We start from the raw sequence: 10,349 nt of genomic DNA, 5'->3' as shown, positions 1-10,349 counted from the left end.
CGGCGGCTGTCCACCCTCCCCTCAAGGGGGAGGGATTCTCGCGGCTATATCGCGCAACTGCGCCTCATCGGCTGCATCACGCTCCTTCTTCGAAGCCACCAGACAGGCCTGCGACTTCAGGATCACGCCATCGCCCAGCACCTTGAGGTGGTTGGCGCGCAAGGTCGAGCCGGTGGTGGTGATGTCGACGATGACGTCGGCCAGCCCCGCCGCCGGCGCGCCTTCGGTGGCGCCGAGGCTTTCGACGATGCGGTAGACCTGGATGCCGTGCTTCAGCGAAAAGAACTGCTGCGTCAGCCGCCAATATTTGGTGGCGATGCGCAAGCGTCGGCCATGGCGCTGGCGGAAATCGGCGGCGACATCGTCGAGATCGGTCATGGTGTCGACATCGAGCCAGATGTCCGGCACGGCCACCACGACATCGGCGTGGCCGAAGCCGAGGCGGGCGACGATCTCGGCGCGCGCTTCCCAGTCGGCAAGGTTCTCGCGCAACAGGTCCTCGCCGGTGATGCCGAGATCGGCAAGGGCGCGGTATTTGCGGTCGTCCTCAGGCAAGGTGACCGCCAGGCCGGCCTTGGCCAGCACCTCCAGCGACTGTTCCTTGAGACGGCCTTTCGACGGGATCGCCAGCGTGATCATTTCGCGCTCTCCCGCAAGGCCTCGATGCGGTCGAGCCAGACCGAGAAGCCAACGCCGGGGATCGGCTTTTTGGCGCCAAGCAGCGTCAGCAGCCGGTCGTAGCGGCCGCCGCCGACCAGCGGCCGGTCGCCGTCGGCGGCCGCGATTTCGAAGACCAGACCGGTGTAGTAATCGAGCGGGCGGCCGAAGGCGGCGTCGTAGCGGATCTTTTCGACCGGCAGGCCGTGCGCTTCGATCGCGCTGGCGCGGGCGGCGAAATTCTCGAGCGCCGCGCCCAGCGACAGGCCGGCATCGGCGGCGAATTTTTCGAGTGCCTCGGTCGCGCCACCCAGCGCGACGTCGATCTCGAGAAAGCCCTTCAGCGCCGAGAACGCCTCCTTCGACAGCCGCACGCTGCGCAGTTGCGCCTTCTCGATCAGCCGGCGCGCGATGTCGGCCGGCGCACGGCCGGACGAAGCCGACAGGCCGGCCTCCTCCATGCCGGCGGCGATATGCGCGGCAAGACCTTCCGCATCGCCGTCGAGCACCAGCATGGCGACCGGACCGGAGAGCTGGCTGTTGCGCGGCGGATTGGCGAGATCGGCAAGGGCTGCCTCCAGCATCGGCGCCGAGCCGAAGGCACGGGCGAGCCGCATGCGCCAGCCGCGCGGCAAGCCGAGCGCCGCCAGCACCGCCTCGAACAGGGTCTGGTCGCCAAGCGTCACGGCAAGCGTCTGTCCGCGCAGCACCAGCGACAGCAGCGCATGCGCGTCGGCCAGCGAGCGGGCATCGGCAGCGGCCGTGTCGCGGTCGCCGAGATCCTCGATGCCGGCCTGGAAGAACTCGTTGCCGCCCTCGCGGCGCTGGCGGAACACTTCGCCGAGATAGGAGTAGCGGCGCGGCGTGCCGGCCTGGCTGGCGATGTGGTCGAGGCAGACGGGAATGGTGAATTCCGGTCTGAGACAAAGCGTCTTGCCGGTCTCGCTCTCGGTCAGGAAGATGCGGCGGCGCAGATCCTCGCCGGCCATGTCGAGGAACGGATCGGCCGGCTGCAGCACGGCGACTTCGACGGCGTGCGTGTCGCGCGCGGCGAAGAGTTTTACGATGTCGGCGGCGATGGCGGGGTAGCGGGAGGTCATTGATAGGCTGGGCGCGAGGCACCCCCCTCTGGCCTGCCGGCCATCTCCCCCTCAAGGGGGGAGATCGGCAGCTTCGGTGATGCCGCCAAATCCGCGGCGTTGGAGATTGGCGAAAGCATGTGCGACATCCAATCTCCCCCCTTGAGGGGGAGATGTCCGGCAGGACAGAGGGGGGTGTTCAAGCGCCACCTTTCGCGCGATCGGCCGCCTGCGCCGCCAGGATCTTCTTCACCTCGGCGACCAGCTCGCCCTCCGCCACAGTCACCTGTGCCGGCCTTGCGGCGCGCCATTCGGCGTTGTCGGTGATCTCGGCCGACAGGCGCGCCCCTTCGATCAGGTCCTTGATCTGCACCTCGCCTTTGGCGCGCTCGTCGCCGCCCTGGATGACGGCGATCGGGCTGCCGCGGCGGTCGGCATATTTCAACTGCGCCTTCATGCCGGCGCCGCCGAGATACATTTCGGAGCGGATGCCGGCGGCGCGCAGGTCGGCGACCATCTTCTGATAGCGGCCGAGGCTTTCCATGTCCTTGTCCATGACCAGAACGACGACCGGCGCGACGACATCGGCGGTGTCGAGCTTGCCGAGGTTCTTCAGCGCCGTCATCAGCCGGGAGACACCGATCGAGAAGCCGGTGGCCGGCACCGGCTCGCCGCGGAAGCGCGAGACGAGCCCGTCATAGCGGCCGCCGCCGCCGACCGAACCGAAACGCACGATCTGGCCGTCCTCATTGGGGATCTCGGCCAGGAGTTCGGCCTCGAAGACCGGGCCGGTGTAGTATTCGAGGCCGCGCACGACGGAAGGGTCGATCTTGATCCGATCAGCACCGTATCCACTCGCGCGAACCAACTGATTGATTGTGCTCAGCTCATGAAATCCATCATGCAATTCGCCTGCGTCGCGAGCGACTGCTGGGATACCCTTGATGTCGGGAATGCCTCCTTCCAAATCGGAGTAGCTGAGCGATACGATCGCAAAAATGGCTGCGATCTTGTCTTCATTCAGACCCGCACCCTTTGTGAAATCTCCACTCTCATCCTTGCGCCCATCACCCAAGAGAAGACGAACGCCCTCCGGCCCGAGCTTGTCCAGCTTGTCGATGGCGCGCAGCACCGTCAGCCGGCGCCCGGCATTCTGGTCGCCGCCGAGGCCGATCGCTTCCAGCACACCGTCCAGCACCTTGCGGTTGTTGACGCGGATGACGTAGTCGCCGCGCTTGATGCCGAGCGCTTCCATAACGTCGGCCATCATCATCGCCATTTCGGCATCGGCAGCCACGCCCGGCGTGCCGATCGTGTCGGCGTCGAACTGCATGAACTGGCGGAAGCGGCCGGGACCCGGCTTTTCGTTGCGGAACACCCAGCCGGAGCGATAGCTGCGGTAAGGTTTCGGCAGGCGGTCGTAATTCTCGGCGACGAAGCGCGCGGTCGGCGCGGTGAGATCATAGCGCAGCGACAGCCACTGGTCGTCGTCGTCCTGGAAGGAGAAGACGCCTTCGTTCGGCCGGTCCTGGTCGGGCAGGAATTTTCCAAGCGCGTCGGTGTATTCGATCATCGGCTGGTCGACCGGCTCGAAGCCGTAAAGCTCATAGACCGAGCGAATGGTCGCCATCATCTTCTCGACGGCGCGGATGTCTTCGGCGCTGCGGTCGGCAAAACCGCGCGGCAGCCGCGCTTTCGTCTTTTCCGATTTGTCGGCCATGGGTTGGGTCTTTTCGCTTGATAAACGCTGACTTATTTCGAGCGGGCGTGTCCTAGACGATACAGCCTTGGGCGGCAAGGGTTAGCGCCCCTTCCCTTCCCCCCTTGTGGGAGAAGGTGGATCGGCGCGCAGCGCCGAGACGGTCGAGGGGTGTTGGCCGGAGCACCGTCGGTGCCAAGCTGGAGCACCCCTCATCCGACCGAGCTTCGCTCGGCCACCTTCTCCCACAAGGGGAGAAGGCATAGACGCGCCTTCGAAACAATTCCGCCATCAGCGCGGCACGCTGCAGACACAATCCAAGACCATAAAGCGCCCCGGAAACAAGGGGTTCGGGGCGATGGCGGAACAGATCGACATCATCGAGAGCGGCAAGCCAATTGCCAGGCTGCGGCCTGCCGATAGGCTCGCGCTCAAGCCGGCCCAGTAGCCGGCCGGGCCGTTCGAGGTTGCGGCGGAAGCGCAAAAGCCCACCTTGCGCGACGCGCTGGTGACAGGCCTGCTGGTATCTACCCGGCCGTCGCGGCCGTGGCGGCCATCCTTGCCGGGTTGTTTTTGACGGGCGCCGGCGGCGTTTGAGTGCACCCTGACCTTCTCCGCTTGTGGGAGAAGGTGGATCGGCGCGCAGCGCCGAGACGGATAAGGGGTGTTCCAGCGGAGTGAGGCGCTGGCGTTCCCTGGAGCACCCCTCGTCCGTCGCCTTCGGCGACACCTTCTCCCACAAGGGGAGAAGGGAAAGAGTGCTCACTTCGGCCGCTTGAACCTCTTCCTCTCCGCCTCCACCTCGGCGCGGCACACACAGCCTTCGAGATGATCGTTGACCAGGCCCATCGCCTGCATGAAGGCATAGACGGTGGTCGGGCCGACGAAGCTCCAGCCGCGCTTCTTCAATTCCTTGGAAATCCTGACCGAGACCGCCGTCGTCGGATTGGCGCGCAGATGCGCGAGGTCAACGATTTCGGGCCGCTCGTCGGGACCCGGCTCGAACTTCCAGAACCAGGCGGCTAAAGAACCGAATTCATCGGCGAGCTCGCGGGCTCGCTTGGCGTTGTTGATGGTCGAGACGATCTTGCCGCGATGACGGATGATGCCGGCATTGCCGAGCAGGCGCTCGACATCATGATCGGTGAAGCGAGCCACCTGATCGAAGTCGAAATTGGCGAAGGCCTCGCGGAAATTCTCGCGCTTGCGCAGGATGGTCAGCCACGACAGGCCGGACTGGAAACCTTCGAGGCAGATTTTTTCGAACAACCGGCGGTCGTCCGCCACGGGTCGGCCCCATTCGTGGTCGTGGTAGTGGAGATAGTCCGGCAGATTGCCATGCCAGAAGCAGCGCGCGATACCGTCGGGGCCGTCGAGCAGGCCGGCATTTTCGTATCCCATTGCCACAAATCCGTTCGTTAATGCGCCTCGGCGCCCGTTTTACCGTGGCTTTACCAGATTCCTGAACCGGCCGGTAACCACACCAAAAGGTTTACTGACAAAGCGGCATTTTACGCATTCCGATTCATGTTTCGGTTGCCGCTCCACGCCAAGGATCGCTGCACCCGAGGGCACTCCCTCGGACGAGTTCGACGATCGAGGGGCGTTCCGATGAAGACAGCGTTCACTTTACTGCTCGGCGCAGCCGCGGTTCTTGCCGCCGGCGCGACGACCTCACTTGCCGATGACCGTTATGCCGACAGGCCGCCGGTGATGGTGAGCCCCGATCTTTCGGCGCCCTGGGTGCTGCAGCTCGGCCACGCGCCCGGCATCGTGCGCCCGACCCGGCAGGCGACGCAGCAGCAGCCGCGGCGGCTTTTCCAGGCGCAGCCCGATCAGCAGCGCACCGCGGCCGTGCAGCAGCCCGCCAAGCGCATGGCGATGCGGCCGCAGATCAATCCGATCTATCTGCCGCAGGAAGTCGCCTATGACGGCCCGCAGAAACCCGGCACCATCGTCATCGATACCCACCAGAACTTCCTCTATCTGGTCGAGAAGGACGGCAAGGCGCGACGCTACGGCGTCGGCACCGGCAAGCCTGGCTTCGAATGGTCGGGCACGCACAAGATCACCGACAAGAAGGTGTGGCCGGACTGGCGCCCGCCAGCCGTGATGATCAAGCGCGAGGCGGCCAAGGGCCGCTACCTGCCGACCTATCTCGCCGGCGGCATCGAGAACCCGCTCGGCGCGCGCGCGCTCTATCTCGGCACCACCGAATACCGCATCCACGGCACCAACCAGCCGTGGACGATCGGCGGCGCGGTGTCTTCCGGTTGCATCCGCATGCGCAACGAGGACGTCGTCGACCTTTACGAGCGCGTGAATGTCGGAACGACGGTCGAGGTGATATAGTCACCGCGCATCAGCCAGTAAGGCGGCGCTGAGGCGTTTTTGGCGCTTGCTGTTGCTCTGAAGCCATAGCGCGCTTTTAGGAGACGTGCTTAGACTGGCAACGAATACGGGGGACGGGCCGTGTGGGGATACGGCCAGTCACGAAAGGGCAGCGCGGGAAACCGCGCTGCCCTTTTCGCTTTCACGGCTGGCGGCAGGTCGCGCCGAAAGCAGGCCGTTTCGTTTTCGGGGGCTGATTTCCCGGCCGTCCTCTGCTATTGCAGCGCACAATTTCCCACGCCAACGGTTCCAGCTCCAAAGGTCACAGTCATGTCCCGGTCCGACGACAGCCGCTATCTCCGGGGTGGTCCGGTCGCCCAGCGCATCATCGCTTCCGTGCGCGAGGACGCGGCGATTGCCACCGCTGAAGGCTTTCCGCCGAAGCTCGTCTCGATCTCCGTCGGTGACATAGCGGCGGTCGAAGTCTATGTGCGCAACCAGCGCGCCAAGGCCGAGCTTGCCGGCATCGGCTTCGAGGAGAGGCGCTTTGCCGCCGACATCACGGCGGGCGAGTTGGAAGCGGCGATCCACGGCCTCAACGCCGACCCGCGCGTCACCGGCATCATCATCCAGCGGCCGGTGCCGGCGCATATCCCGATCAAGACGCTGCAGGCGGCGGTGCATCCGCTTAAGGACGTCGAGGGCATGCATCCGGCCTCGATCGGCAACATCGTCTACAACCAGCTCGATCTGGCGCCGTGCACGGCGGCAGCATCGGTCGAGCTGCTCAAAGAGACCGGCCTCGACCTCAAAGGGCTCGAGGTGGTCGTCGTCGGCCATTCCGAGATCGTCGGCAAGCCGATCGCCTTCCTGTTGATGAGCGAGGGCGCGACGGTGACGGTGTGCCATCACATGACGCGCTCAGTGGCGGCGCACGCCCGGCGCGCCGACGCGTTGTTCGTCGCCGTCGGCAAGCCGCGGCTGATCAAGGCCGACATGGTGAAGCCGGGCGCCTGTGTTATCGATATCGGTATCAATTCGGAGATCGGGCCCGACGGCGAAAGCCGCATCGTCGGCGACGTCGACACCGAGAGCGTCAAGGAGGTGGCCTCCTGGATCACGCCGGTACCTGGCGGCGTCGGCCCACTGACGGTCGCGATCCTGCTGCGCAACACCATGGTGGCGCTCAATCGCCAGCGCGCGCTCTACCGCGCGACCTACGGCGTGGCGGACCAGCTTGCGGCGGAGTAGGCGGGGCACGCCAGGCTATTGCTTCAACCAAGTGCCGTTTCCAGCTTTTTGCTGAGACGCCAATTGTCGAAGCCGGCGCCGCCCCTCATCGCCCTGCCGGGCACTTCTCCCCGTATAGTGACGGGGAGAAGGGGCTGGCCGCAAAGTCGGCACCCTTCCTTGGCGATTGGCGAAACCGGCGATGACAGCATCCTCTCCCCGTCTCTATACGGGGAGAGGATGCCGGCAGGCAGGTGAGGGGCAGCGCCAGCACTCCGAAGAGTTGTTTGGCGAACTCGAAACCTGGAGCCGCTGCCTTGGTCACTACGCCCAAGCGTCACTCTGCCGCCACAAGCTCTCGCTCCGAAACGCCTTCCGGCCTCGGGCCACCATAGGCCCAATCGAGCAGCTTCACCGTATGCACCACCGGCAGTTTCGCTGCGGATGCGATCTGGGTGATGCAGCCGATATTACCAGTGGCGACAACTGAAGCGCCGGTCGCCTCGATATTCCGGACCTTGCGGTCGCGAAGCCTGGCCGAAATCTCGGACTGGAGGATGTTGTAGGTGCCGGCCGAGCCGCAGCAGAGATGGCCTTCGCGCGGCTCGCGCACGACGAAGCCTGCCTTGGCGAGTAGCTCCTTCGGCTGGCGCGTGATCTTCTGGCCGTGCTGCATCGAGCAGGCGGAGTGATAGGCAACGATCGTGCCCGGCTTGCGCACCGGCTCGGGCAGATCGAGAGCGGCAAGATATTCGGTGATGTCCTTGGCCAGCGCCGAAACGCGCGCCGCCTTTTCGGCATAGGCGGGATCGAGGCGCAGCATGAAGCCGTAATCCTTGATCGTGGTGCCGCAGCCGGACGCGGTGATGATGATGGCGTCGAGCCCGCCCTGCTCGATCGCGCGTGCCCAGGCGTCGACATTCCGCCTAGCCGAGGCAAGGGCCTGATCCTCGCGGCCCATGTGATGGACGAGCGCGCCGCAGCAGCCTTCGCCTTCAGGCACCACGACCTCGACGCCGAGCCTTGTCAGCAAGGAGATGGTCGTCTCGTTGATGGCCGGATCGAGCACCGACTGCGCGCAGCCGGTGAGGATGGCGACGCGGCCGCGCTTCGCGCCCTGGCCGGCATGTGTACCGGGTGATGCCATCGGCGATGCCGGCGGGATCGACGAGGGCGCGAGCTTCAGCATGGCGGCGACCGGCCTCAGCACCGGCAGCTTCTCGAACAGGCCGATGAACGGCCTGCCGAGTCCGGCCAGCTTCAATGCGGCGCGGAAGCGGCCCGGGTAAGGCAGCACGAAAGCCAGCATCGCGCGCGTCAGCCGATCGGGCAGCGGGCGCCTGTAGGTCGCCTCGATATGGGCGCGGGCATGGTCGACCAGATGCATGTAGTTCACGCCCGAGGGGCATGTCGTCATGCAGGCAAGGCAGGAGAGACACCGGTCGATATGGGTGACGATCTCCCTGTCGGCCGGCCGGCCGTTCTCCAGCATGTCCTTGATGAGATAGATGCGGCCGCGCGGTGAATCGAGCTCATTGCCCAGCGTCACATAGGTCGGACAAGTGGCGGTGCAGAAGCCGCAATGCACGCATTTGCGCAGGATCTTCTCCGATTCCGCGACATGCGGATCGGCAAGCTGCGTGGCTGAGAAATTGGTCTGCACACAAAAATCCTCACTGTCCGAGAAGCCAGCTTTGCGGGTTCTTGACCGGCTCGCCGCGCTGCAGCGCCTGCAGCCCGAGGATGCAGCGCACGATGAACCAGACAGCGACCGCGAACATCAGCAGGAAGCCGATCGCGAGCATCATCAGGACCACGGAGATCAGCGCGTAGAGAAGGCCGATCCAGAACGTCCTGATCAGGAATGTGTAGTGGCTTTCGACAAAGCCGCCCGCCTTGCCGCGATTGATGTAGGCAAGCACGATGCCGATAATGCCGGTCACGCCGATGACAAGGCTGGCGAGGTAAAGAATGTAGATGACCAGCGCGTTGGTCTGGCCCGGCTCCAGCCAGCGATCGGTCTGGCGCTGTCCGCTGCCCGGGCCTGGATCGGTATTGCTCATGATGCTGATCCCTCGGTTGGTCGAGCGAGAGTAGCAGAGCCGGCACCCGGCGCCATGCGGCCGGGGTTGAGAATCTGCTTCGGATCGAACTCGGCCTTGAGCCGCGCCGACAGCGCCGCCAGATGCTGCGGCTGCGGCTCGAACACCGGGAGCGCCGCGCGATGCGAGGCAGACGCCCGCACCAGTGTCGCGTGGCCGCCGCCATATTTGCGGATCAATCCGCGCAGCAGCCCCGCCTCCGGATCATCCTCGCGCATGGAGAGCCACACCAGGCCGCCCTGCCAGTCGTAGAAAGCGTCGACGGCCGCCTGCATGCGCAGCGCCATCACCATGTGGTGCGCCTGCGACGGCGCCATCGACACGCGCCAGACAGGCCTCTCGGCGCCATCGGCGAAGGGTGTGCAATCGCGGATGTCGCGCCACATCGCCTTCGAGGTTTCGCCGGCGATTTCTTGCAGCGGACCGGCCTTGCCGAGCAGGTTCCGCAACGCCTCGATGCGGTAGACGACCGACGGGCCAAAGCCTTCGACGCGCAGCAGCGTCGCGGCATCGCTGCCGAGATGGCCGGTGGCGACGCGCGAAGCGATCCGCTCCGGAAGATGCGCCGCGCTCGAGGCTTCGGCGCTGGAACCCAGCGCCAGCGCCATGGCGGCAACCGCGGCATCGTCGAGCAGGCCGCGGATGGCCAAGGTCACCTCGGTCTCGGCCGCGGGCAGGACCTTGAAGGTGACGTCGGTCAGCACGGCGAGCGTGCCCCAACTCCCCGCCATCAGCTTGGAGAGATCGTAGCCGGTGACGTTCTTGACGACACGGCCACCCGACTTGAAGGCCTCGCCGCGGCCCGAGACGGCGGCGATGCCGAGGATATGGTCGCGCGCGGCGCCAGCCTTGAGACGCCGCGGGCCGGACAGGTTCGAGGCAAGCACCCCGCCGATCGTGCCCCTGCCCGGCTCGCCGCCAAGCAGCGCACGATAGTCCATCGGCTCGAAGGCGAATTGCTGGCCGTTTTCGGCGAGCAGCTTCTCGATTTCGGCAAGCGGCGTGCCGGCTCTTGCGGACAGCACCAGCTCGGCCGGTTCATAGAGGGTGACGCCGGAGAGCTTCGACAGGTCGAGCGTGTGCTCGGTTTGCAGCGGGCGGCCGATGCCGCGCTTGGAGCCATGGCCGAGGATTTCCAGCGGCGTTTCCTCCGCCGCCGCCCATTGGACGGTGGAGAGGACTTCGGCGGAAGTGGATGGGGTGAAGGTGGTCATGAGTAAGCGCCTTTCCTCGCCCCCGCAAGGCCAGGGC

9 protein-coding genes are annotated in these 10,349 nt (G+C 65.6%); 2 read left to right on the top strand and 7 right to left on the bottom strand.

The features are described 5' to 3' along the window. Nucleotides 1–21: 21 nt before the first annotated feature. The 4 genes from hisG to EOA38_RS16475 form a co-directional block, all read right to left on the bottom strand. Entirely contained in the window at nt 22–639 is a 618-nt protein-coding gene (hisG, locus tag EOA38_RS16500; protein ID WP_127299700.1) for an ATP phosphoribosyltransferase, read from the bottom strand. After that, nucleotides 636–1,757, bottom strand: a complete 1,122-nt coding sequence (locus tag EOA38_RS16495; RefSeq protein WP_127299699.1) for an ATP phosphoribosyltransferase regulatory subunit — start codon at nt 1,755–1,757, stop codon at nt 636–638. Before EOA38_RS16495 ends, hisG begins: the two co-directional genes overlap by 4 nt. Nucleotides 1,758–1,935: 178 nt before the next feature. Continuing rightward, the gene (gene hisS, locus EOA38_RS16485; RefSeq protein ID WP_127299698.1) at nt 1,936–3,456 is read right to left on the bottom strand and encodes a histidine--tRNA ligase; all 1,521 of its coding nucleotides are present in this window, start codon (nt 3,454–3,456) and stop codon (nt 1,936–1,938) included. 741 nt (nt 3,457–4,197) lie between these two features. Further along, nucleotides 4,198–4,836, bottom strand: a complete 639-nt coding sequence (locus tag EOA38_RS16475; protein ID WP_126092597.1) for a DNA-3-methyladenine glycosylase I — start codon at nt 4,834–4,836, stop codon at nt 4,198–4,200. Between the two features lie 210 nt (nt 4,837–5,046). On the opposite strand from EOA38_RS16475, the gene EOA38_RS16470 reads away from it, so the two are divergent. Then, nucleotides 5,047–5,787, top strand: coding sequence for a L,D-transpeptidase (locus EOA38_RS16470; RefSeq protein WP_127221067.1), 741 nt, complete (start codon nt 5,047–5,049; stop codon nt 5,785–5,787). 309 nt (nt 5,788–6,096) lie between these two features. After that, entirely contained in the window at nt 6,097–7,017 is a 921-nt protein-coding gene (locus EOA38_RS16465) for a bifunctional 5,10-methylenetetrahydrofolate dehydrogenase/5,10-methenyltetrahydrofolate cyclohydrolase (RefSeq protein ID WP_127299697.1), read from the top strand. A 316-nt stretch (nt 7,018–7,333) separates the two neighbouring features. Here EOA38_RS16465 and glcF read toward each other — a convergent pair whose 3' ends face one another. Genes glcF through glcE form a run of 3 tightly spaced genes read right to left on the bottom strand, consistent with a single transcriptional unit; the run spans nt 7,334 to nt 10,312 of the window. Beyond that, nucleotides 7,334–8,659: a glycolate oxidase subunit GlcF gene (gene glcF, locus EOA38_RS16455; protein ID WP_127299696.1), complete on the bottom strand. Its 1,326-nt coding sequence runs from the start codon at nt 8,657–8,659 to the stop codon at nt 7,334–7,336. A 10-nt stretch (nt 8,660–8,669) separates the two neighbouring features. Continuing rightward, nucleotides 8,670–9,059, bottom strand: coding sequence for a DUF4870 domain-containing protein (locus EOA38_RS16450; protein WP_127221070.1), 390 nt, complete (start codon nt 9,057–9,059; stop codon nt 8,670–8,672). Next, nucleotides 9,056–10,312: a glycolate oxidase subunit GlcE gene (gene glcE / locus EOA38_RS16445; RefSeq protein WP_127299695.1), complete on the bottom strand. Its 1,257-nt coding sequence runs from the start codon at nt 10,310–10,312 to the stop codon at nt 9,056–9,058. Before glcE ends, EOA38_RS16450 begins: the two co-directional genes overlap by 4 nt. Between the last annotated feature and the right edge of the window lie 37 nt (nt 10,313–10,349).

The sequence above is a fragment of the Mesorhizobium sp. M1E.F.Ca.ET.041.01.1.1 genome, assembly GCF_003997355.1.
Classification (GTDB): domain Bacteria; phylum Pseudomonadota; class Alphaproteobacteria; order Rhizobiales; family Rhizobiaceae; genus Mesorhizobium.
This window is presented reverse-complemented; position numbering and strand designations above follow the sequence as displayed.

Excerpts from the sequence above, each read along its gene's own strand:
- hisS (WP_127299698.1), bottom strand. The coding sequence starts at position 3,456 with ATGGCCGACAAATCGGAAAAGACGAAAGCGCGGCTGCCGCGCGGTTTT.
- EOA38_RS16470 (WP_127221067.1), top strand. The coding sequence starts at position 5,047 with ATGAAGACAGCGTTCACTTTACTGCTCGGCGCAGCCGCGGTTCTTGCC.
- hisG (WP_127299700.1), bottom strand. The coding sequence starts at position 639 with ATGATCACGCTGGCGATCCCGTCGAAAGGCCGTCTCAAGGAACAGTCG.
- EOA38_RS16450 (WP_127221070.1), bottom strand. The coding sequence starts at position 9,059 with ATGAGCAATACCGATCCAGGCCCGGGCAGCGGACAGCGCCAGACCGAT.
- EOA38_RS16495 (WP_127299699.1), bottom strand. The coding sequence starts at position 1,757 with ATGACCTCCCGCTACCCCGCCATCGCCGCCGACATCGTAAAACTCTTC.
- EOA38_RS16465 (WP_127299697.1), top strand. The coding sequence starts at position 6,097 with ATGTCCCGGTCCGACGACAGCCGCTATCTCCGGGGTGGTCCGGTCGCC.
- EOA38_RS16475 (WP_126092597.1), bottom strand. The coding sequence starts at position 4,836 with ATGGGATACGAAAATGCCGGCCTGCTCGACGGCCCCGACGGTATCGCG.
- glcE (WP_127299695.1), bottom strand. The coding sequence starts at position 10,312 with ATGACCACCTTCACCCCATCCACTTCCGCCGAAGTCCTCTCCACCGTC.